Origin of the sequence: Paenibacillus sp. Soil766, from assembly GCF_001428105.1 — a bacterium.
Classification (GTDB): domain Bacteria; phylum Bacillota; class Bacilli; order Paenibacillales; family NBRC-103111; genus Paenibacillus_E.
Genome location: NZ_LMSJ01000002.1, coordinates 45,722 through 69,819 on the forward strand (window position 1 = coordinate 45,722; position 24,098 = coordinate 69,819).

The 24,098-nt window shown below is 47.2% G+C and carries 14 protein-coding genes; all 14 read left to right on the top strand.

All coding sequences use genetic code 11. The features are described 5' to 3' along the window. Positions 1-549 precede the first annotated feature (549 nt). Positions 550-756 carry a Ger(x)C family spore germination C-terminal domain-containing protein gene (locus ASG89_RS02110; RefSeq protein ID WP_157276490.1) on the top strand — a complete coding sequence of 69 codons (207 nt, stop codon included), beginning with the start codon at positions 550-552 and terminating at the stop codon, positions 754-756. 211 nt (positions 757-967) lie between these two features. Next, positions 968-2,704 (top strand): sensor histidine kinase, encoded by a 1,737-nt coding sequence (locus tag ASG89_RS02115; protein ID WP_057308650.1) that lies wholly within the window; start codon positions 968-970, stop codon positions 2,702-2,704. Between the two features lie 7 nt (positions 2,705-2,711). Beyond that, complete coding sequence (locus ASG89_RS02120; RefSeq protein WP_057308651.1) at positions 2,712-4,220, top strand: response regulator; 1,509 nt, start codon at positions 2,712-2,714, stop codon at positions 4,218-4,220. 212 nt (positions 4,221-4,432) lie between these two features. Then, positions 4,433-5,971 carry an extracellular solute-binding protein gene (locus ASG89_RS02125; RefSeq protein WP_057308652.1) on the top strand — a complete coding sequence of 513 codons (1,539 nt, stop codon included), beginning with the start codon at positions 4,433-4,435 and terminating at the stop codon, positions 5,969-5,971. A 130-nt stretch (positions 5,972-6,101) separates the two neighbouring features. Then, on the top strand, positions 6,102-7,010 hold the full coding sequence (locus ASG89_RS02130; protein ID WP_057308799.1) for an ABC transporter permease: 909 nt from the start codon (positions 6,102-6,104) through the stop codon (positions 7,008-7,010). After that, on the top strand, positions 7,004-7,864 hold the full coding sequence (locus tag ASG89_RS02135; RefSeq protein WP_057308653.1) for a carbohydrate ABC transporter permease: 861 nt from the start codon (positions 7,004-7,006) through the stop codon (positions 7,862-7,864). Before ASG89_RS02130 ends, ASG89_RS02135 begins: the two co-directional genes overlap by 7 nt. Before the next feature lie 16 nt (positions 7,865-7,880). Further along, positions 7,881-9,689, top strand: coding sequence for an FAD-dependent oxidoreductase (locus tag ASG89_RS02140; protein WP_057308654.1), 1,809 nt, complete (start codon positions 7,881-7,883; stop codon positions 9,687-9,689). A 15-nt stretch (positions 9,690-9,704) separates the two neighbouring features. Next, the gene (locus ASG89_RS02145; protein WP_057308655.1) at positions 9,705-11,780 is read left to right on the top strand and encodes a beta-galactosidase; all 2,076 of its coding nucleotides are present in this window, start codon (positions 9,705-9,707) and stop codon (positions 11,778-11,780) included. Positions 11,781-12,140: 360 nt separating this feature from the next. Further along, positions 12,141-14,417, top strand: a complete 2,277-nt coding sequence (locus ASG89_RS02150) for a helix-turn-helix domain-containing protein (protein ID WP_057308656.1) — start codon at positions 12,141-12,143, stop codon at positions 14,415-14,417. Positions 14,418-14,854: 437 nt separating this feature from the next. Continuing rightward, positions 14,855-20,062 (top strand): hypothetical protein, encoded by a 5,208-nt coding sequence (locus ASG89_RS02155; RefSeq protein ID WP_057308657.1) that lies wholly within the window; start codon positions 14,855-14,857, stop codon positions 20,060-20,062. Between the two features lie 251 nt (positions 20,063-20,313). Continuing rightward, entirely contained in the window at positions 20,314-21,330 is a 1,017-nt protein-coding gene (locus ASG89_RS02160) for an ABC transporter permease (protein WP_235549564.1), read from the top strand. A 9-nt stretch (positions 21,331-21,339) separates the two neighbouring features. Continuing rightward, positions 21,340-22,215 carry a carbohydrate ABC transporter permease gene (locus ASG89_RS02165; protein ID WP_057308658.1) on the top strand — a complete coding sequence of 292 codons (876 nt, stop codon included), beginning with the start codon at positions 21,340-21,342 and terminating at the stop codon, positions 22,213-22,215. A 67-nt stretch (positions 22,216-22,282) separates the two neighbouring features. Then, on the top strand, positions 22,283-23,869 hold the full coding sequence (locus ASG89_RS02170; RefSeq protein ID WP_082592607.1) for an extracellular solute-binding protein: 1,587 nt from the start codon (positions 22,283-22,285) through the stop codon (positions 23,867-23,869). Between the two features lie 14 nt (positions 23,870-23,883). After that, positions 23,884-24,096 (top strand): hypothetical protein, encoded by a 213-nt coding sequence (locus tag ASG89_RS02175; RefSeq protein WP_057308659.1) that lies wholly within the window; start codon positions 23,884-23,886, stop codon positions 24,094-24,096. Positions 24,097-24,098: the final 2 nt, after the last annotated feature.

Genomic DNA, 24,098 nt, shown 5'->3' on the forward strand with positions numbered 1-24,098 from the left:
GCGATAGCAACTGTAATGGCTCCTTTATGCTTTCACATCTGGAGAATTTAGACGTTCATCTTCTGAAGAATATTATCCTGGTTGCTATTGCCCGTAGTAAAAAGCAAATAAATTCACAAACAAAAGTATTATTTCTTGACGTTGGAACTTTCGTAAAATAAAGAAATAGTCATGTTACTATTTGCATTGTTAATTAATTACTTAAGGGATTTCTGGGAAATGTAACTATAGCGACCTTGTAGCTTGTACATTTTGGAAAAGACAGGATATTGAAACATTGTATCTATGATTTATCATAAATTAGAACATGGTAAAGTATCTCTTGAGGAATAAGAGTAATTAATGAATCTTCACTAGCCTATACTAAGCAATTTACAGAAGAAAAACGGTTTAGCCCATGCTTCAAACCTGCAATTTGGCTGCATGATCCAAACGAGTGGAGAAGGATTAGGTACATGAGAAATTAAACTAACCTGAGAATGTTTGTTCAATATACAGTAGCGTGAGGTTGCCGGCACGATCGGCAGCCTTTCGCTCACCTAAGCGCAAGTGCAAAGAAAAATGCACGCGGATAAAGTAGGTTTCTCAGAAGCCTTTTATCATGAATATCCAAAAGAATGGGGACAAATCAAAATTCAGTGGATTGAGCAATTTTCTAAAGTTGAAGTCACTGTCAACGTTTCATCTAAATTGTTGAGCCCGGGTATAGCAGATACGGGAATTAACAGACTTGAAGATGAGGTGAAGAAAAAGTGAAAGATCTTCTAGGTCCAACTCAAATGATCACTGCGATTTAAGAACCGTTTTCCAAGATTATGGAGAGATAGAGAATGTTACAGATAGATATCTGATTTAGTTAAATATGTTTCATTTATAATGAAATATGTTCCTTACGTATTCCCAGGTTTAGATGGTACTATGGAGCTATATTATGCAATTAATTGAATAGGTCGAGGAGGGTGGTAGCATGATGGGACGGATATCCACTTGGTATCCACAAAAAATCAAATACCGTTTCTTCATTTCGTTTTTATTTTTTATTTTGTTGCCTGCCGCAATCTTTGTAATGTATTACTTCAGGGAGCTTGAAAGCACATTGAAAGAAAAGATAAACTCCCAAAGCGCTGCACAGCTGGGCTATGTAAAAGAAAGTATGGAAAATATCCGAGTCTCGCTTTTTCGAGAATCTTTGGTATTAAGTAATGATAAAGAACTTCTAGCTATACTCCGGGATGATTCAAAGGACTCAGAAAAACGACGGTTATTTGTAACGAATAAATTGCAGGAAAATCGGTTACTTGAGGGGAGGCCACCCTTACCCACCAATGTATATTATTCACTGATCGACCATCGTCACAAGGAGGTAAATTCCACATTTGGAAGTGATATCAATTACAGCGATCTTACAAGTGAAGATTGGTGGAAAAATTCGGAAGGATTAGAAAAGCAGTATGACCAAGTATCAAAAAAAAAACTCAGGGACATGTATACGCTAACGGTTAATATGATTGGATCGGATAACAGCGTGGATGGTCAACTATTGATTAGTTTTGATTATATGGAGTGGCTAAAAGCCATGTACCGTTTTTTTACAATCAGACAGGATTATTTCATAATGGATCAAACAGGCAATGTTGTTACCAAGACCAGTCCAGATGCATATATTCCTATTCCATCTGCTGAGGTTGTTCGAAAGCAAGCGGAAAAGGGCAATTTTTGGACGGATGGTCAGGAACAGATGAGTGCAGTATATTTGCCTTCCTATCAGTGGTATGTGATTAACAGTTTTCCACTTCATACGTTTTTCGGGGACATCAATCAAGTCAAACACAGATTGGTAATCATTCTCACGATCTTTATCATTTTATTCATTGTCATCACGTTTATCATCTCCCATAGAATTACACGTCCGTTGCAGCTTCTTCAGCATCATATGTCGATTATTGTGGGAAATGAGTTCAGGTCGACCTTGCCCGAAAAGCTAGGCACCGGAGAGGTTCGTGAATTAGGGATAACTTTCAATCGAATGATTAGCGATATCCGCAGTTTGATACAAAAGTTAAAAGTGGAGGAAAGAGAAAAGGAAGCATCGAGGTTCCAGATGCTGCTCGCACAAATGAATCCTCATTTTCTGTTAAATACGTTGAATGCGATCAAATGGACCGCTCTGGGACGCAAGGATTCCGAGATTGCGGAGATTTGTGTTTGCCTGGGCGAACTGTTGGAATCCAGCTTGAATGTCCAGAACGATTTGATCCTTCTAGACGAGGAATTAACGCTGGTGAAGGCGTATGTGCGTATTCAGAATTTCAGATTCGACGGTTATGTCAATGTTCGTTATGAATATGACGAATCGCTTCGTTACGCGCTTGTTCCCAAACTGAGTTTGCAGCCGCTGGTCGAGAATTCGTTCTTTCACGGTTTTAATCAGATGCAGAAAGAGGGAAGCATAACGATTCGGGTGGTGAAAGAGCATAAATCTCTGATCATGGAAGTGAAGGACAACGGGATCGGGATGGAGGCTTCCGCTAATCATCAACCTTTACGCAAGAGTAAAGGGATTGGAATTAATAATTTGCGGGAACGGTTGCAATTGCTTTTTAAATCCGATGGACAGCTTGAGGCGGTTTCGAGCGGTCAAGGAACGCTCATCCGTTTAAAATTCCCGTTGCTTTTATCGGAACCGTACGAGAAGGGCGGATGATGATTCCATGTGGAAGGTGCTGCTAGTTGAAGATGAAACGCGTGTCAGGCGATTAATTAAAGAAATTATTGATTGGGAGAAGTTAGGGTTCGTAATCATAGGTGAGGCCGCTAACGGGATTGAAGCGCTGAAGGTGATTAAGGAAGAATCTCCACATTTCATATTGTGCGATATTATGATGCCACTCATGGATGGGATTGAACTTCTCCGCAAGTCACGTGAGCAAGGATTTGAAGGCCCATTTGTCATGCTAACCTGCATGAATGAATTCGAATTGGCCAGACAAGCAGTTGAGTATGGTGCGACCAGCTATATATTGAAGCTCTCGTTGAATGTGGATACGATACGCGAAATGCTAGATAAGGTGAGCCGAGAATTAAGCAAAGCGGCTATACCTGCGCGTCAACTATCGTATCGTGATTTTGAATTATTGTACCGGTATACGTGGAGGCAGATTCACGGTATGGATGACGCAGAGCCGGAACGAAGAGACTTGATGGATCGTTTCTCCACAAGCGGCTTCACACATGTAGATCTTTGTTTAGTATTGCATGGCACCAGTGGGATCGATGAGGAGGAGCTGGCCCGATCGGGGCTGATTATCGCCAAGGAACCATCAGTAATTCATAAATTCAGAATGCATGGATGTACGACATTTTTTTCCTGGGATTCACGCTCGGAGCATCCTGTTTCGCTTGATTTAACCGAGAACAGGGAATTGGCATATTCAGCTGTGTGTGCCTATTCTGTAGCTCTGTCTGAACTGGAATCTACGTGGAGAGGTATGATTAGACGCATCGAGGAGTCCTGGTATGAATGCAGCAAAAGTAGGATAGCCTATTCAACAACAGCCTCCAACATTAAACAAAAGCCAGTCCTATCCTCACAAACGCTTTGGAACATGGAACGAGAAATATTACAGGCGTTTGAGCGTCGAGATAAGATTAGCTGCATTCGCCAGTTAAGTATTATGTTTGATGAAATGAAGAAGAACCATACAAGTATGACCGTTGTTAGGGAAATGGCGGAACGATTGGATAATAGGTTTGGGGCTATTTCCGGCCATGGAAAAGCCCAAACCGATAATTGGTTGTCCGCGGCAAACCATGAGGAGCTTCGAATTGTTCTGGAGAAAAGGATCGATGATTGGTTAACGAAATGGATAAAGTCAACCACTTTGCCATCGGGCCATCCTGAGATCAACAGGATTGTGGATTATATCCAAAGCCATTACGATAAGGAAATCACGTTGAAATTGATGGCAGAACACGTTGCCTTGGATGAGCACTATTTAAGCGGCCTATTTAGTAAAAAGATGGGTTGTACATTAATTCAATACTTGCACAAAGTGAGAATTGATCAAGCTCGTTTTTATTTGCTGCAGTCTACATTAACGATCGGGGAAATTGCTGAAAGGGTAGGATTTGGCAATGTCGCATATTTTGTAAAAATTTTCAAACGCTGGACAGAGCAGACGCCAAGTGAATTTAGAAAGTATCACATGTCGAATGGTTAGATTCAAGCCCCTTTCCTGTTTTGAGGAAGGGGTTTGTTTATTTTAGTGGCTTAATTTTGTGTAAGAGTTCACTAAATCTGTTTCTTATCCGCTTTTAGATACAATGATATGATAAAGGTGTGTTACAGAAAGGGAGAGGCATCTACTGCAGGGATTCATCTTCCTTCTATATTCCAAGCCAAAAAATCGATTTAGAAAAGAAGGGGATATCGATGCAAAAATATAAAAAGATTTCGTTATCTGTAACTTCAATTGCACTTCTAGGCAGTCTGCTTTCAGCCTGTGGAGACAGTACTAACAACAACGGTTCATCTGCGGCTCCAGCAGCATCCGCGGAATCATCGAAGATGGTCAAGCTGAACATTATAGAAAGTGGGTCCGGCCTACCAGCTCCGGAGAAAGATTTCGTTCGGGAGAATTTGAACAAGGCACTGAATGCAGATATCAACTTGACAGCATATGCCTCTGATTATGGCAATCAGCTGAATGTACGAATGGCAGCAGGTGATTACCCGGACTTGTTTGCCGTTGACAAGGCTTCGTTGAAGCAGTTGTCGGATCAAGGGCTTTTGCTCGATCTGACGCCCTATTTCGATAAAGAACTTAAATCAGTCAAAACCTTCATCGGAGATTCCAGTCTGAAGAAAGGTACGGTTAACGGTAAAGTATTTGCAGTTGCACAAGCACCGCAAGCTCCGAAGGCTACTTACTGGATCCGTAAGGATTGGCTGGACAAGCTGCAATTGAAGCTACCAGAAACACTCGATGATCTGCTGACAGTGTCTAAAGCTTTCACAGAGAAAGATCCGGACGGTAACGGAAAAAATGATACTTATGGCATCACAGGCCTGATGGGCTCGACTGGAGTCAGTTTGTTATCCGCTTTTTCTCCTGTATTTGGAGGTTATGGTGTCTCCAATCCGGGTGAATTTTTCGTCAAGGACGGTAAGGTTGTTCAATCGTTATATGACCCAAGCATGAAGGATGCACTGAGCTTTATTACAAAATTCATTGCCAGTGGGTCGGTTGATCCAGAAATGGTATTAAGTGCAGGTACACAGGCAAGGGATAAGGCCGTAAAGGGTCAAGTGGGGATCATCTGGACAGAATGGACGAATTTGACCAATGTGCAGATCGTTGATCAAATCAAGAAAGTTAATCCTAATGCCGAATGGGTGCAGTTAACAGCGCCGAAAGGTCCTGCAGGACAGTTCTCAGGATCAACGGATATTGGAAAAACAGCTGGATTGATGGCAATCCCGAAATCACTTGAGAAAGACAAGACGAAGCTGCATAGAGTGTTCGACCTCTTGAATTATATCTCCACCGGAGAAGGTTCGAAGCTTGTCCAATATGGCGTGGCGGGTAAGCATTATAATCTGGAAAACGGCAAGGTTGTCCCGACTCCGCTTATGGCCTCGGAAGCCGCATATACGTATCTGTACCAATTTACAGGTCGACCTGATCTTGAATACTTGTCAACCAAGTTTGCAACTCAATTTCCATATATCGATTTTGCGAATAAACAATCACGTATTCAGTCGCTTAACGGATTCCTGAACTATCCGGAGGGTTACAATGATGCCGATGCCAGTCGTTATGTTTCGGAAGAGCTTACGAAATTCATTTACGGGAAGCGGCCAATGAGCCAGTATGATGATTTCCTGAAAAGCCTTGAAACGACAATGAACTACAAGACTTTTCTGAATTCGGCCAACAAGCAGTTGAATGAGTTAGGTTATGGCAAATAAAGCAAACAGTTTTCTGCGAAGAACCGATTACTCTCTTCTCGGTTCTTCGCTTTTTTGGTAAGGAGGGAAACCAAAGATGGATGAAGGAATTTTACAGGTAAGTAAAAAGCAAACGGTACAAAGAGCCCAGATGAAACGACTTAGAAAAGTGATTTTGAGCTATCGGGCACTCTATTTCATGCTGCTGCCGGGAATCATTTACTACATTATTTTTAAGTATATCCCTATGTATGGAATTATTATTGCATTCAAAGATTTTAATTTCTCGGACGGTATCCTGTTCAGTGGATGGGCAGACCCTTGGTACAAGTATTTCAAAATGTTCTATGAATCGCCTTACTTCATACAGGTCATGTCCAACACGTTTATTATTAGTTTCTATAAAATGATTTTCGGCATCGTGCCTCCGATCCTTTTTGCGATCCTGCTTAACGAATGCCGAGTCCGTTGGTTTAAGTCTTTCATTCAAACGTTAACCTATATGCCTCACTTTTTTTCCTGGGTGATTATTTACGGGATTCTCCTTGCGTTTCTGTCCGAAAGTTCGGGCCTGGTAAACCATTGGATTAAAGATTCTGGAGGTACTCCAATCAGTTTCCTTACTTCAACGGAAATGTTTCGGAGTGTGCTTGTTAGTTCTGAGATTTGGAAAGACTTGGGCTGGGGCGCAATCATTTATCTAGCTGCAATGACCGGTATTGACCCGACGCTTTACGAAGCCGCTAAGGTCGACGGGGCAGGAAGGTTTCGAATGATATGGCATATTACGTTGCCCGGGATCCGATCAGTTATCGTCATGCTCCTGATACTGAAGCTTGGGCACATTCTGGATGCGGGATTTGATCAAATTTACATTCTATACAATGTTCAGGTATACCCGGTTGCGGATATTTTGGACACTTGGGTTTTCCGAACGGGGCTGCAGAAACTGAACTTCAGTCTGGCTGCTGCTGCCGGTTTACTCAAATCATTTGTGGGTTTGGTACTAATTCTGTTATCTAACAAGCTTGCAAAGCGTTGGGGGGAGAGCATATGGTAAAACACTGGAATGATAAGTTATTTGACGGAGCTGTGCTGGTAATATTGGGTTTGGCTGGCTTGGCCGCGATCATTCCGGTCATGTATGTGGTTTCTGTATCGATTACCCCAATCTCCGAAGTACTGAAAAACGGAGGATTCGTACTCATTCCGGGAAAAATTGATCTAACTGCGTACAAGCAACTGTTTACGACAACAGGAATTCCACGATCGATGTGGGTGACTGCCTTGTTGACCGTTATAGGAACCACAGTTAATTTGGTTTTGACGCTTCTCATGGCGTATCCGCTTAGCCGGAAGAAGTTGCCTGGCCGCAGTTTCTTTCTTTTTATGGTTGTCTTTACGATGTTGTTTAACGGAGGATTGATTCCTACTTATATTGTCGTGAAGAATATAGGATTACTCAACTCTATCTGGTCCATGATATTGCCTAGTGCAATATGGACGTTCAATATTCTCATTATGAAAAGTTTCTTTGAAAACTTACCGGAGGAATTGTTCGAATCCGCCCGGATGGATGGAGCCAAGGAGATGCGTATCTTGACGCAGATTGTCGTACCTTTGTCGGTTCCATCCTTAATGACAATCGGCTTGTTTTATACCGTTGGTCATTGGAATGAGTTTTTTCAAGCCATCATGTATATGACGGACAGAGACTGGTTCCCATTGCAAGTAATAGTAAGGGAAATTCTGATTCAGACGCAGCAACCTTTGGAAAATGCTGAAAACTTGATGCCTACAGAAACGTTGCAGATGGCGTCTGTGATCACGGCATCTTTGCCAATCATTGTCCTGTACCCATTTCTGCAGAAACATTTTACCAAGGGTATGCTGTTAGGAGCGATCAAAGGTTGATAAAGGGGGAGTTCACATGCAATTGCGTGCAGACATACTAGTTGCAGGAGGTGGGGTTTCTGGCGTGGTAGCTGCATTGGCAGCTGCTCGTAATGGTGCGAAGGTCATATTATGTCAGGATCGGCCTGTATTGGGCGGTAATGCTTCTTCCGAGATTCGCATGCATATCGTTGGGGCGGCGAATTCCAAGCGGAAGCAGGATTTGGAGACAGAAGCGAGAGAAGGCGGCATACTTGAAGAAATTCTGCTTGAATGTGCCATCCGCAATCCACAGCGAAGTGCATCGATGTTCGATCTCATCTTATATGAAAAGTGCAGAGCGGAACCGAACCTGACATTAATGCTCAATACGGCAGTGACTGGAGTGCGGATGGAGGACAGCCGGATTCTGTCCGTACTGGCTGCAAGGGAAAGCACGGAGCATTATTTTGAAATCTTCGCCAGTATCTTCATGGATTGTACGGGAGATGGGCGTCTCGGCAAAGAAGCAGGTGCGTTGTTTAAGACAGGCCGGGAATCCTCTAAACAGTACGGGGAGTCCCATGCAGGAGAAGAAGCCGATCCGTACCGTCTCGGTTCTTCGCTGCTGTTTACAACCCGGAATATGGGCAAACCGATGAAGTATATCCCTCCCGCATGGGCTAAAAAGTATACAGAAGCGGATTTAAAGTTCCGCGACCACTCCTCATGGGAATACGGATATTGGTGGGTGGAGTTCGGCGGTTTGCTGGATACGATTGCCGATAACGAAACGATCCGCGATGAACTGCTTGCCATTATGATGGGCGTTTGGGATCATATCAAGAACAGCGGCAACCATCCAGAGTCGGAGAACTGGGCTTTGGATTGGTTCGGCTTTGTCCCCGGCAAACGGGAGTCCCGCCGATTTATCGGCAAACATCTCCTTAAGCAATCGGATTTGGAAGAAGCTGTCCATTTTGAGGATGTGATAGCGTATGGCGGGTGGCCGATGGATACGCATCCTCCGCAGGGGATCGAAGCAAAAGACCAGGATCCTTGTAGTCAGCCAGTTACCAATTATGTATACGGTATCCCGCTGAGAGCCTTGATTAGCGCCAATGTGGATAATCTGATGTTTGTAGGACGGAATATATCCGCTACGCATATTGCTTTTTCAAGTACCCGAGTTATGGCAACATGCGGTGTAATGGGACAGGGGGCAGGAACGTTCGCAGCGCTTTCGATCTGCAATGGGGTCACACTGGATCAAGCATGGCGTGACCAGGAGTTGATCCGAAATACGCAACAGTTGCTGATCAGACAGGATGCCTATTTGCCTGGCATTCAGGCGGATCCCAATCTGGCGAGTAAGGCTATTGTCCGGGCATCATCTGAGCAGCCGGAGGGCTTGGCTTCAAATGTCATTGACGGACATACACGTTCCATACATGGTTCGAGAGGGGTAAGACCGAATCTATCTGTTCCTGGCACCCACCGATGGATGGCACAGCAGGAAGATCGGGAGCCTTGGATTGAGCTGGAGTGGAAAGAACCAGTATCTATCTGCGATATCACCATTGTTCTTGATACGGGCATGCATCGGAGGCTAACACTGACACACGATGACAACCTGCACCAACAAAATGTGTGGGGGCCGCAGCCGGAAACCTTAAAGGAGTTTCGGATAATGGCTTATTTTGAGGACTCCTGTGAGGAAGGCTTTCAAGTGATGCACGTCCAGGATAATTATCAGCGGCAAGTTACATGTCAAGTTCAGTTTGAGCAGGTGCGTAAGCTTCGGCTGGAGGTTCTGGGTACCAATGGGTTGGATCATGCTCGAATCTTTGAAATTCGATGCCATTGAAGGAGGGATATGCAAATGAGTCAACGCAAGCCACTTTTTCCGCAATTGAATCGGATGCTGCACGGGGCGGATTATAACCCCGAGCAGTGGATCCATATGCCCGAAGTCTGGGATGAAGATATGCGTCTGATGCATCTAGCAAAGTGCAATGTCATGACCATGGGCATGTTCTCTTGGTCCAGTTTGGAACCGAATGAAGGACAGTTCGAATTCGGATGGCTTAACGAAATCATTGATAAACTGACTCTCAACGGCATCTCTTTCATTCTGGGTACGCCAAGCGGAGCGCGGCCGGCATGGCTGGCCCGTAAATACCCGGAGGTGCTTCGGGTCAGACCGGAACGAGTGCGTAATTTGTATGGAACCCGGCATAACCATTGCTATACGTCGCCTATATATCGAGAGAAGGTCAGGATTATCAATACATTGATGGCCGAACGTTACGGCAAACATCCCGATTTGTTGCTGTGGCACATCTCCAACGAATACAATGGGGAGTGCCACTGCGATTTATGCCAGGCGGCATTTCGTGATTGGTTGAGGAAGAAATACAACGACGATTTAGACAGTTTGAACCAGGCGTGGTATACGACCTTTTGGAGCCACACCTATACAGACTGGAAAGAAATTGAGTCGCCTTCTCCTATTGGGGAACATATGTTGCACGGTTTACAGCTGGATTGGAAACGATTTGTCACCGATCAGAGCATTGATTTTATGCTTCAGGAGATTGCGCCTCTGAAGCGGCTTACCCCTGATATTCCCGTCACGACGAATTTCTTGGGCGGGTGCAACATCAATTATGAACGAATGGCCAAGCATGTGGATATTGTTTCGTGGGACAGCTATCCGTATTGGCACAGCAAGAACCCCGACTGGCGAACGGCTTGCCATGCAGCGTTTACTCACGACCGGTACCGTTCGTTCAAGCCCGATAAACCTTTTCTGTTGATGGAATGCACACCGAGCTTGGCAAACTGGCAGGAGGTTGCCAAGCTGAAGCGACCCGGCATGCATGCGCTGTCCTCCATACAAGCTGTGGCTCACGGTTCTGATTCCGTTCAATACTTCCAGTGGCGTAAGAGCAGAGGAAGTTCGGAGAAGTTCCACGGCGCTGTTGTGGACCATAGCGCACACGAGCATACGAGAGTTTTTAGCGATGTTGCGGAATTAGGTGCTGATCTGGAACGACTACAGCCTGTTAACGGTACGATTATTCGGGCGGAAACCGCACTCATTTACGATACTGAAAATAAATGGGCGGTGGAAGGAGCGGCAGGGCCGCGAAAACCGAATCTTAGCTACGATCAGGAAGTATTCCGCCATTATGAGCCATTCTGGAAGCAAGGTATTCCTGTAGACATTATATCCATGGATCGTTCACTTGAGGGCTACAAGCTCGTGATTGCTCCGATGCTGTACATGTTGAAGCAGGGGACGGCAGAACGATTTGAGACATTTGTTCGCTCAGGGGGTACTCTTGTCCTAACGTATTGGAGCGGAATTGTCGACGAGAATGATCTCTGTTTCTTGGGCGGCTTCCCAGGACCACTTCGTAAGCTAGCTGGGGTATGGTCAGAAGAACTTGATGCGCTGTATCCAGAAGATCACAATTCACTCGTTATGAAGGAGAACGCATTGGAAGGCTTATCGGGAACATATTCGGTATCTTTGATGTGTGATCTGATTCATGTCGAGACGGCGAAAGTTCTTGCAGAATACCAAGAGGATTTCTATCAAGGGTATCCGGCATTGACCGTAAACCGATTTATAGATGGGGAAGTTTACTACATGGCGACTCGAACTGAGCCTTCGTTTCTGGACGACTTTTATCGCACGCTGTCAGGTCGTTGCAGATTGAGCCGTGCACTTCGGGCAGATTGGGCGGAAGGTGTCAATGCGCAGGTCCGTACGGATGGCGATCAGGACTTCATCTTCCTTCATAATTTCACCAATACAGAGCAAAGCATCCTATTGAAAGAGATTGTCACTGATCTAGATGGAACTCCAGTAGAACAAAAATTGTGTCTTCCAGCTTACGGATATCGTGTGTTCATTAGAGAAGGAAATGTTTTTAAGGCTAATGTCTGAAAGGGCGAGCCTTCCAGTTTTCCTGAAGCGAGACTCTTAATTATCCCAATAAGTATTGTTAAATTTCAAAAAGGTCGCCTCTTAAGCATTATAAGAAGCGACCTTTTGAAGTAGATCCGGAAACTTTGGATGCACAGTACGGTAAGTTGGCTGTTACTTCGTGGCTGGAACGCGTGAATTAAGGTCAATTGAGTTGAAAGACAACATGGCATTTGTAGCCTATTTTTTACCGGTTGAAAGTGGATTTAGTACATCGGATCTGGGCTAATGTTCATTTACATGGGGAGGAAACTATTGATAAAATTCGTTGAGTAATGCTATGTCTATAAATAGAGCGCTTACATTACGGGGGCCTGCGGCATGAGAGAAAGTAAATTTTTTGTTCAGCTGTTCGCAGCTATTATGGTTTTTGTGGTGGTCTACACCTTTATTGCGTCGGGGATCTTCTACTACAAGAACAATGAGCTTGTTAATCATGATCTGGACAATGCTCAGAGGCAACTGGTGGAACAAGCGGAAGAGAAGCTGGACACCTACTTGTTGGTGGCCACTAACTTGATTTACCAACTGAGGACCAATGACCATATGAACGACTATGTCAAAAGCGGGGGAGCCGATCCATATGCTGTTACGAAGCTGCATTTGGATCTAATGGATATGGTGGGAGCCTTCGCCGATTTTGGTTATATGATCGGGATCACCAACAAGGATGACTCTGTTGTGATCACCCCGGAGCATACTATTGACAAAGAGCGCTATTACCAGGAAATCGGCCTGACTCACGATGAGATCTTGATAGTGAAAGACCATCTGGAAAGCAGCCGAACCGGTGCTTTCCTTACGGTTCCGAAGCACCCTGGGGCGGAGGTGGAACGTCGAAACACTGCGTTGACTCTGGTGCGTAAGGAAAAAATCGGGGAGAATGGGGAGTTCATTGTTTTTGTAAACTTCCCCGAGAAGCAATTCTCTTTGCAGTTGAGTTCGTCAGAAACGGAAGCCTTCGGAATTGTTAACGGCAACGGCTTGGTTTCTATGCAATCCGATCTTGACCGAGCTAAGTTGGAAGGACTTATGGTGCCTTTTATCCGGGAAGGGGGGATGGAGAACCATGAATATTTCCGGACCGAAAGCGGCCGTTACTTCATTCATGCCGTTCCGTCCAAGGTTATGCGGGATTGGCGCTATGTGTATCTGGTGCCAAAAAATAAAATGGACAAAAGCACCCGCAACCTGCTCATGGAGTCCCTTTTGGTGTACATGGCTTTGGGAATTTTGGGGGCGGGCTTGGCTTACATGTTTTCCAGGCGCATGTATCGACCTGTCCACAATCTGGTCCGTTCCTTTAAGGGAATCGATATCGACAGTGAAGCTCGGGATGAATTTGCCTTCGTGCAGGAGGCAGCTTCTCGGATTCATACTGCCAATGCCAATCTCAGGGAGATGATGTCCGCCCATCGTGCTCCATTGAAGATCAACTTTATCCGAGATTTGTTATGGGGCATGGTTCCCGACCACAGGCTTCAGGAGGAGCTGGAGAAACACGGGTTGGAGGCATTCAACGGCCATCTGACAGTGGTCATTGTCGAGTTTGCCAATTACAAGGAGTTGGAAGAGGAATACTCCAAGGAACTGATTTTAAAACTCAAGCCTCAAATAGCGATTATTTTGGAGGAGCAACTTCGTCAACAGACGGAAACAGAGGTGGTAGAGATAACATACAAGGGGTTTGTACTTCTTCTACGAGAGACAGATCCGTCTGTGCTCAAAAAAATGTTGGATGGCGCCCTGAAGACCATAGAAGCGAGCATGGAGTTTCCTATGGTGGCAGCCATCGGTTCTCCGTCGGAAAACCTTCCTGAAATTGAAAAATCATACCATAGCGCACTGCAAATTATGGACTATTGGTATTCCATTCATAACCAGACCATCTTGACCTGGACAGATCTGGAGGATACCATTCAGGAAAGCTTCTTTTATCCACTGGATCTGGAGTCTAGCTTCATTCATTACCTGCTGCGTGGCAAGGAAAAAGAAGCGGAGAATCTGTTGAACCGGGTGCTAGAGGAAAACTTTGTTAAACGGAAGCTTAGCGACGAGGTGCTGTCACAATTCCATTATGCCATAATTACCACCGTAAACCGGGTTGTGCACCAACTTGGCCAGATGCCCGTAGAATTCTTTGGGGATGAGATCAGCCTTTACGCAGAGTTCAAGATGGTTCCGGTAAGAACGGAAATGCCCGATCGAATCCGTAAGCTGTTCTTTTGGATGCTTGGAAGGATCAAAGGCAAAGATGACCGTATGGACAATGCCCAAGTGAGCCGGATCATTGAATTCATTGCCGAAAACTACGCGGCGGATTTATCCCTACAGTATTTGGCGGAGCATTTTGGCTTGTCCGCAGGTTACATCGGCACCTTGTTCAAGAGTCATACGGGAGAGAACTTCAGGGATTATCTGAATATCTGCCGCGTTACGAAGGCCAAGGAGATACTGAGTCAAGAGGATGTGAAAATTAACGATTTGGCGCTGCGCGTAGGCTGCACCAATTCCCACACTTTTATCCGTATGTTCAAAAAGTACGAAGGAGTATCTCCAGGCCAATATCTGAAGGATCGTGATGGGCATGCCGAATAGGTATGCCTTTTCATTCGGTCACATTTCAGGAATAAATGAATTATTATGCGGGTGATCTAGGATATTGCACATGAAAACTTGGATTCTGAACATGTACGTTCCTCTATGCTGAATGTTACAGTTTGGTCGCAGACAAGAATGCGCTTACATGAAAAGGTTTACAAAAAAGTTGAAAAGGAGGTGCTAAAACTATCGCTTACCCCCATCTTGAAAACAGGCTTGATCAACATCACATTGTGGAACAAACTGGCCTGGAATTCAGAAAGTTATACTGAACGAGGAAAAACGGCAAGAGAGTAAACGGCCACTTAGTCTTGTCGCCTGGTTGTAGACCTTATCCGGCGCGTTCGCTTTGCCAGCATGAATCTGGGTGGACCTTGCTGACCGCTGATTACCGAATTCCGTCACATATTTAACTGTAAGGGAGTTGGTTATTCATGATTGAGAAATGGAAGAAGCTTATAAGCATGCTGTTGTGTCTATTGCTGCTGCCGGGACTTCTGCCTGCCGGGCTTTCCGGCGGTTGGGGGGCGGCTCCGGCTAAAGCAGAATCGCAGGAAGAGATAAACAGGATACTAAATCCAGTTATGGATACGTATATGGATGGCGGGGTTTCCCCGGGTACAGACGAAGAGCAGTCGAAATCCTTCGGTACATCAAGTGTCATGGCCTTGTACGGATATAACGATGACTTTAGCAGCCCCCAGAGCCACAGGATCGGCCTTATGAAGTTTGATTTGAACAATTTGGGCAGTTTTAACAGTGCCAAGCTACGTATGTATTGCGTCTCCAATTGCACTTATACTGCACCGGACAAATATGTAAGCGCGTACAAGATCTCTGGTGACCAATGGGACGAACAAACGCTTACCTGGCTCGACCGTACGGATTTTCCTGCCGGAATGACGGCAGCCCAACTAAACGGCATTTTCCTGAACAAAACTACCGTTGGAGGGGGGGCTGGCTGGTACGAATGGGATTTGACGGATTACATGCTGCAGCAGAAGGCAGAAGACGGGATTGCCTCGATCGCCTTGCGCTCGCAGAATCAGAAGGTCTACTTTGCCGCCAGTAACAGCGGCAATGCGGCCCAAAGGCCGTATCTTCTGCTGAGCACCGATAGAACACCGCCGGCTTTGTCTAGAGCTCCGGTAAGTGGCGGGAACACCGTGATCGATCTGCAATTTGACGAGCCAATTCTGAATAATCTTGCAGACGGTTCGGCCTTGAAAGTGGCGCTAGCGCTTAATGTCGGAGGAACAGGCTTCAGTCCTTTGGGGGCGGGAGATACAGTTGTCATCAATGGCAATAATTTGACTGTCACCATGATGAACAGGCTGGCTGTCCCGGGTGCCCGTATCCGACTGTCAGCTGATTCGCTAAAGGATAGTATTGGGAACAAGGTACCTCAATTAGACATTCCGCTGGAGTACGATGCCGAGTCTCCTGCGATAACCTCAACAGCCGTTAGCGGAATGAACAAGCTGGTAACTCTGAATTTCAACGAAAGTATCATCAGTACGGCTGCAGATGTGGTGGCGCTGAAGGCGGCTGTGTCGGTTGACCGGAATAGCGGCGGATTTGTTCCTCTTGCCACCGGTGATACGGTTACGCTGAAAGGTAATCAACTAGTAATTACCTTTCAATCGGCCTTGTCTAACAATGCTCAAATTCGCATTGACAGCGGTGTACTGAGAGATTCGGCAGGCAATGCGGTGAGCGTTCTGACTGCCTTGGCGCAGCTCGATTTCGTGCCGCCGATTTACCAGGGTGGGGATATTCTTTCCTTCAACAAGCGGATTGTCCTCAAGTTTAACGAGCCTCTAACCGCCTCCGTCACTGACTTGAAGTCAGTGGTTACCATAGAGAGGAATGGCACGGGTTTTGCGGTGCTTAGTCCGTTAGATAAGGTTCAGATTAGCCGAAGCAGCTTGGTACTGGATTTGGATGAAGCCATTTCCGGGCAGACGCGAATCAAGGTCGCCGCCAATTCCCTGAAGGATGATTCCGGCAACATTCTTGCGTCGGAGGTGACATCTAACCCCATCAACGCTTACTTCGCCAATTATCCATATCCCAGCTTTCTCACGGGGCGAGTGGAAAAAGCTATTGCCCTTGATGTGAAAACTCCCGCTGATCGTGGAGTGGTGACGGAGGAATACAGAAAATTTGTGGTGCTGTCTACGGAGCTGGCTCGGGGAGAGCGCAGCTCGGCTGTGGTGCTGGCATTTACGAACGCTGTCCGAAAGATGATCACGGAGTATGACTACATGCCTGATGTGTTTGGCGGGTTGGAGGCTCGGAACAACGTCAGTCTGACATACGGATTGGCGCTGGTTTGGCAACAGTCAGATATTATGAGCCAATTTACGGAAGCGGAGAAGAGCAAATTGATCACGTTTCTTAAGGCGGAGCTGGTGTCGAGCGCCTATGTACTCAGCGACAAGAACGCCGATGTCAGCGCCCGATCCAACAGTAAAAGCCGCAGAGAATTGGACGGCGGCACAAATAGTTGGCCCCATACAGGCCCAAACTATATGGAGCCCATATTCGGCGTGATGTTTGCGGCACAGATGGTACTTGGCCTGCCGCAGTCGGATCGCTTTTTGAAGACCTACGACCACAATGCGTTTATTGCCGAGCTGGAGGCCCAGGGCTTAAGTCGGATCAAAGCCTCTTTCGCCAAAACAACAGTCTCGGAAATCCAGCCGGTGGTTCGATTCCAAAGCTGGAGTTATAAAACGTCAAGCGGGCAAATCGTTACCATGAAACAACTGCTGGAGGACCCGGTTAAGGCGTTTGACGCCATGGAGCAGTTCACCTTCGAGCATCCTGCGGAGGAAGGGCATTATATGGGGCAGCTGGGCATGCTGAAGGAATTTCATTCCTCGGACTCCGGAGGAAACCGGGAAAGCTCAGTGTATGCCAAACATGGAGTGGACCCGGCGCTCATGAACCGTACCCTGCTGGAATATTACGGATTTATGTCCCAGACCGCCTATCCAGAGGCGCGGAATCGAATTGAGGACCTGCAGAAGGTGGGGTTAGACGACTATTACACGAAGGTGGTCAACGGCTTTTATACAGTATCTTCCACCAGCGCGCAGACCTATTATTACAGCAACGATGTGATGTCGGAATTCGCCGCCGCACGTGGGCTGTACCAGCCTGCCGCTTGGAATGACACCTTTAATTACGACCCGTTAGCTACAGATCCAGCGTTGACCGCCGCTGCCAATTGGAACTTCAGCGGAGGAAGCTGGACCCCGGAGTTTAAGGTTATCGTGCCATACAATATCAAGAAGGCCGCCAATTCCAAATTTCCCGCCGCAGGCACTCAGGACCCGCAGGAACGGTCACTGAGGCTTTACGGGGGCGACGGCCAGGCGGTTGCGTACTCCAAGCGCAGCTTCGGGGATATCCGCTATATGACGTGGGTTCAGTTCGACGCGGCCGATCAAATCGGGCTGGTAGGAAAAGTGGTGGATGAGGTACATTATTATGCCCTTGTATACGATCATCTCCGCAAGAAGGTAGCCATTCAGAAAAAAGCGGGTGCAACCGTGACCACTTTGGCGGAAGCTTCGTATGCTTTAAACGTCGGGAAAGCCTATCGTTTCCAAGCTGATTTCATTGGCCAGTCCATCAAGTTTTATATTGACGGCAAGCTGCTGCTATCGGCAACGGATTCCTCCGCTTCCCAGACAAGGGGCGGCGTGGGGTTCATCGGGCAACGGAGCGCAGCCAATTTCGACGCCGTTGTGGTTCAGTATCCCGTGCCTACAGCTCCGGAGCTTATTACCATCGATATCGGGGAAAACCAGCTAACCCTCCACTACAACAAAATTCCCGATGCCATAGGTTACAAAATCCGGTACGGGACAGCACCGGGTGTGTATACCCAGGTGCTAGATACCAGAAGAGATGGAACGGAAACGGTTCCGGGTCTTACCAACGGCACGGTGTATTATTTTGCTGTTTCCTCCGTAACTAATGATGGCGAAAGCACGCTGTCTAATGAAATGGCCCGGGCCCCTGCCGTCAACACGGCGGTTCAACCTGTCCTGCAATCGGTGGTGTCCTCAGGCTCCAGCGTGCGACTCCGCTTCAGTACGGACCCGCTGAATACCGAATATACCATTCACTATGGATTCAGCCCGGGTATATATTCCAACACCATCACGGGAGTAACGTATTCCAACTATGAGGTGCCGCTCTCATTCGCACGGGTGCCATATTACTTTGCGGTTTCCGCTGCCAACGCCACAGGCAGCAGCCCCAAGTCTAACGAATTGGTCGGTCAGTCGGACAGCGAAACGATGTACATTGACGATTTCGGTCAGGGAGCTTACGGGGCCAATTGGACGGGGAAGCAAGGCTTCTCCCTGACAGGCGATGGACAGCTCAAGTCTGCCTCCACGGGGCTTAGCCGGGCCTGGCTGGCGGCTGGCTATGAATGGCAGGACTATGCGGTTTCCGCTGATATTACCTATACCGGCACTCAAGCGCAGCAGCTCCTCCTTCTGGGACGGGCAACCAACGTGAACAATTACTATTTGCTAGGCTATTATTTCGGGGAGTACGCTATCCTGAAGAAGGTCGACGGCGGAGCGGTGACCAAGATTGCCGGTGTGCCCGCTCCCTCCTTGCAGACGGGGGGCCAATTGGCATTGAGGGCGGAATTCAAGGCCAACCGGATCAGCTTATATGTCAACGGGCAGTTGGCGACGGAAACGACAGACTCCAGCCTGGTCAGTGGAACGGCGGGTTTTCTGACCAATAATACTTTAGCCCTTTACGATAATCTGAGAGTAGTATCCGCTGCCTCGGAGCCTCCGGCAGAGATCCAACGTGACATCATCATGGATAATGGAGAGGCTATTCTGACGGGAAACTGGACCTCATCCACGAACAATGCTAATTATTACGGAACCGACTATGTGTTTGTCCGAAATGGCACCGGAACGGAAACGGCACTATGGAGACCGAATATCGGGCAGGCAGGAAATTATGAGGTATATGTCTGGCATCCCGATGGGGCATCCAACCGAAGCACATCTGTGCCTTATTCGGTATATTACGACGGCGGCTCCCAAACTTATGCCGTTGACCAGACGGTTGTGCCGGGAGGCAAATGGATCCTCCTTGGTGTCCATCCCTTTGCTGCGGGCCAATCCGGCTATGTACAAGTGGCGAATAAGACGAGTCTGACTATCGCCGATGCTGTCCGGTTTGTGCTTGTACCGGACATCGTGATAGACAACAAGGAGGCGAGCTTGCAGGGCGTCTGGACGCCCTCTACCTATAACGCCAATTATTACGGATCCGATTACAGCTATGTTCGAAACGGTTCCGGAACAGAAACCGCGGTGTGGAGACCGGATATTTGGCGTTCCGGGAACTATGAGGTCTATGTATGGTTACCAGATGGGGCATCCAATAGGAACACATCTGCACCGTATACGGTATATTTCGACGGCGGCTCCCAAACCTATGCTGTCGACCAGACGGTTGTACCAGGAGGCAAATGGACCCTGCTTGGTGTCCATCCGTTTGCTGTGGGCCAATCCGGCTATGTGAAGCTGGCTAATCAGGTGAATTTGACGACCATCGCCGATGCAGTCCGGTTTGTGTATGTCCGATAAAAACCAGTCACCGTCGACAATATATCTCACGTTACAATGGTTTCACCGACACGTTGGAACGTAACGGCTCGTTAAATTTCGGGAGGAAGACATCTAATGGTGTTTTCCTTTCTTTTATAGTGAAGAGCCGCTATTAGAACGGTACGGGAAATCCGCACTCCGGGGTATGAAGTACACGAGAGATCACAGGTATTGTACATGAAACCTTGGATTCTGGACATTTACGTTCCGCTTTACAGGGTGTTAGAGTTTTGTTGCAAGGCAAGCAAGCGTTTACAAATATAGAGGAGGAGAAGGAGAAAGAGATGGAACAAATCAACCAGAAATTATCCGCCAGTTACACCGCCCGAAGGAAGAGTCCGGCAATGGTCATCATGAAGACGTTGATCCAGGACCGCTTCTTGTATTTGCTGCTCATTCCGTTCCTTGCATGGTACGTGGTTTTTGAATACATGCCCATGTACGGTTTACAGGTTGCCTTTAAGGACTACAAGCTCTTTAAAGGAGTTTCGGGCAGCGAGTGGGTCGGTTTTAAGCATTTTCAGGAATTGTTTACAAACCCGTATTTTTGGAGGCTTTTGAAAAATACCTTTATCATCAGCTTTTACGGTCTGCTTTTTTCGTTTCCGGCACCCATAGTGCTGGCACTGCTGCTCAATGAGATCAGGCATGGCCTGTTCAAGCGGATTGTACAAACCCTTACCTATTTGCCCCATTTCGTATCCATCGTGATTATCGCGGGGCTGGTCACCAACTTTCTTGCACCTACAAACGGGCTGTTCAACCTGATCCTCGACCAACTTGGTTTTGACAAAATCTACTTCCTGACCAGAGCGGAGTACTTCCGGACGATCTTCATTACCTCTGGCATATGGAAGGAAGTGGGCTTTGGTGCCATCCTCTACATTGCCGCATTGTCCGGCATCAATCCGGAGCAGTATGAGGCGGCGGAGATCGACGGGGCCAACAAATGGAAGCGGGTGCTCCATGTCACTCTGCCCGGTATCGCACCAACCATCATCATTATGCTGATCCTTAAAATCGGCAGCCTGCTTAGTGTAAGCTATGAATACATCATCCTATTGTATCAGCCGTCTACGTATGCCACAGCCGATGTCATCAGCACATATGTATACCGGACCGGCTTGCAAGAGGGTCATTATGACTTCGCCACAGCCGTCGGAATATTCAACTCTGTGGTGTCGCTGACGCTGGTTTTTTTGGCGAACAAGTTATCGCAGAGGATTTCGGAGACTTCATTATGGTAGGTGGGGCACATGAATAAATTATCCAACGGGGAAAAGATATTTAACGTATTCAACTATTTGTTTTTATCGTTGCTTGCCTTTGCCACCCTATATCCTTTCTGGTATGTTCTCGTGTCTTCCCTGAGCACAGGAGAGGCAGTCTCACATGGAAAGGTGTGGTTATGGCCTTCAGGGGTGAACCTGGAATCTTATAAAAAGGTCATCCATTTCGAAGGGTTATGGCTCGCCTATGCCAATACGCTGTTCTATACGGCAGTGGGCACGGCGGTGGATCTGGCCTTTACAACCATGGGAGCGTATCCGCTTTCGAAAAAAAGGCTTTTGGGCAGGAAGCCCATCACTCTCTTCATTACCTTTGCCATGCTGTTCGGAGCCGGACTGATTCCGGTCTATCTGAACTTTCGCAATCTGGGTCTTATCGACACCAGGCTGGCGCTGATTATCGGATTTGCCGTGAGTACCTTCTATGTCTTCATTCTGCGCTCCTTCTTCAGCTCGATTCCAGATGAGTTGGAAGAGGCTGCCAGAATTGACGGAGCGGGCGGCGCTCAAATCCTCCTGCGAATCTATTTGCCTCTGGCCAAGCCAGCCTATGCAGCTCTGGGGTTATTTTATGCCGTGGGGAAGTGGAATGGCTACTTCTGGGCCATGGTGTTGTTGCGAGACGAGGACAAGATTCCCTTGCAGGTGTTGTTGACCAAGCTGGTTGTCCAGATGAGGGCAAGCGACCAGATGCTGGGCATACAGGATGTAGGGTCCAGCATGACTCCTGAAACAGTGATCTATGCTACTATCATGGTGGCGGTGCTGCCAATCATCGTGATATACCCCTTTATTCAAAAATACTTCGTGCAGGGGGTGATGATCGGTTCAGTCAAAGGATAAGCAATTGCGGGAGAGGCCCTGCCGCTAGTAACAGAAAAGAAAAAAAATAATAGGGAGGCAGAAACACATGTTTACAACAAAAAGAATCGTTTTCGGAGCAACTGCAGCCGCCTTGCTGGCAGCACTTTCGACAGGTTGTTCCTCAGACGAGCCTAAGAACGGCGCTTCGGCAAGCCCGTTAGCAAGCAAGTCCGCTGTCCCGGAGGCCATTTCGAAGGCAAGCAACACGCCAATTGAGGCCACAATCCATATGCATTATTATGGCAACCGAGTATTCGACAGCAACTGGCCAGTTTTCAAAAAAGCGGCGGAGCTGACCAATGTGACGCTGAAGGGAACGGCTTCCAAGTCATCCACCAACAGCGATGAAGTGTACAATCTGATGGTGGCTGGAGGAAATCTGCCTGATATTATCCAGTTCTATGATGGAACGTTGAAGAAGCTGGCCGAGGAGGGCGGCCTGCAGCCACTGGATGAGCTTATCGATAAGTACGCGCCGCACATCAAAAAGTATTTTGCGGATAATCCGTTAATCAAGAAGGCTGCCTTGAATACGGACGGCAAGCTGTATATCATTCCGTATGTTCAAGGTGGACAGGTGCAGAAAGGCTGGTTTGTCCGCAAGGATTGGCTGGATAAGCTTGGGCTGCAGCAACCGAAAACGGTTGATGAGCTGTATACGGTGCTGAAGGCGTTTAAAGAAAAGGATCCAAACGGCAACGGCGCTGCGGATGAGGTTCCATATTTCAACCGGGACAACCGGTACGGCATCTATGATTTATTGGCGCTGTGGGATACGCAAATGGGGCTATACGGCAAGGACGGCAAGAGAGTATACGGCCCTCTGGAGCCGCAATTCAAAACAGCCGTAACCACCCTGGCCAAATGGTATAAAGAAGGCCTGATTGACAAGGAAATCTTCACACGTGGCGGCAAAGCGCGGGAAATTTTGCTGGGTGACAATAAAGGTGGTCTGACCCACGACTTCTTCGCCAGCACGGCTAATTATAATACCAGTCTGAAGAGCAATGTGCCGAGCCTCAATTTTGTGCCTATCGCGCCTCCCGCAAGTCCCACAGGCGTCATAAAGGAATATACGTCCCGGAGCCCTTATCCTAATGGAAACACCATGAGCTGGGGAATTTCCTCCCATACGAAATACGCAGTGGAACTGATCAAGTATTTCGACTTCTGGTTCACCGAGGAAGGAAGCAGGCTGATGAACTTCGGAGTGGAAGGCCAGACGTATACGATGGTAAACGGCAAGCCACAATTGAATGCCGATATTCTGACGAAGCCCAGCGTGGCGGATGAGCTGAACAAGATCGGGGCTCAGCAGCAGATCGGCTTCGCTCAGGACTATGAAAACGAAAGACAATGGACTAATGAGATTGCGCTTAAGGGCATTGATGAATATATCAACAAAAAATATATTGTTCCCCCTGCACCTCCTTTAACCTTGAGCGAGCAAGACAGACAGACCAACAGTAAACTGTCGGGGCCTCTGGCGACTTATGTGGAGGAAACTCTGCAAAAATGGGTGCTGGGAGCAGAGCCGATTGAGCCTAACTACGACAAGTTTGTTGCCAAGCTGAAGGAACTGGGGGCAGAGCAAATTGTCGCCATTATGCAAGCGGGGGCAAACAAGAAATAGCAGCAAAGTCATGATTGGGAACGAACTCGATTGCTCAAAAAGGGATCGACGAGTACATCAGCAAGAAGTATGTCGCCGCACCGGAGGTTCCGCTCAAGCTGAATGAGAGGACAATAATGGTTAAATCGGCGGATCCGTTAACGGGGACTCCTGATACGCAAAAACGTTGCACGGGAGTCCCACTTCCGGATCGTAATTCCAACATTGCATTGAAGATAAGGGGATGATC

Excerpts from the sequence above, each read along its gene's own strand:
- ASG89_RS02145 (WP_057308655.1), top strand. The coding sequence starts at position 9,705 with ATGAGTCAACGCAAGCCACTTTTTCCGCAATTGAATCGGATGCTGCAC.
- ASG89_RS02135 (WP_057308653.1), top strand. The coding sequence starts at position 7,004 with ATGGTAAAACACTGGAATGATAAGTTATTTGACGGAGCTGTGCTGGTA.
- ASG89_RS02165 (WP_057308658.1), top strand. The coding sequence starts at position 21,340 with ATGAATAAATTATCCAACGGGGAAAAGATATTTAACGTATTCAACTAT.
- ASG89_RS02140 (WP_057308654.1), top strand. The coding sequence starts at position 7,881 with ATGCAATTGCGTGCAGACATACTAGTTGCAGGAGGTGGGGTTTCTGGC.
- ASG89_RS02115 (WP_057308650.1), top strand. The coding sequence starts at position 968 with ATGATGGGACGGATATCCACTTGGTATCCACAAAAAATCAAATACCGT.
- ASG89_RS02130 (WP_057308799.1), top strand. The coding sequence starts at position 6,102 with ATGAAACGACTTAGAAAAGTGATTTTGAGCTATCGGGCACTCTATTTC.
- ASG89_RS02150 (WP_057308656.1), top strand. The coding sequence starts at position 12,141 with ATGAGAGAAAGTAAATTTTTTGTTCAGCTGTTCGCAGCTATTATGGTT.
- ASG89_RS02170 (WP_082592607.1), top strand. The coding sequence starts at position 22,283 with ATGTTTACAACAAAAAGAATCGTTTTCGGAGCAACTGCAGCCGCCTTG.
- ASG89_RS02125 (WP_057308652.1), top strand. The coding sequence starts at position 4,433 with ATGCAAAAATATAAAAAGATTTCGTTATCTGTAACTTCAATTGCACTT.
- ASG89_RS02120 (WP_057308651.1), top strand. The coding sequence starts at position 2,712 with ATGTGGAAGGTGCTGCTAGTTGAAGATGAAACGCGTGTCAGGCGATTA.
- ASG89_RS02155 (WP_057308657.1), top strand. The coding sequence starts at position 14,855 with ATGATTGAGAAATGGAAGAAGCTTATAAGCATGCTGTTGTGTCTATTG.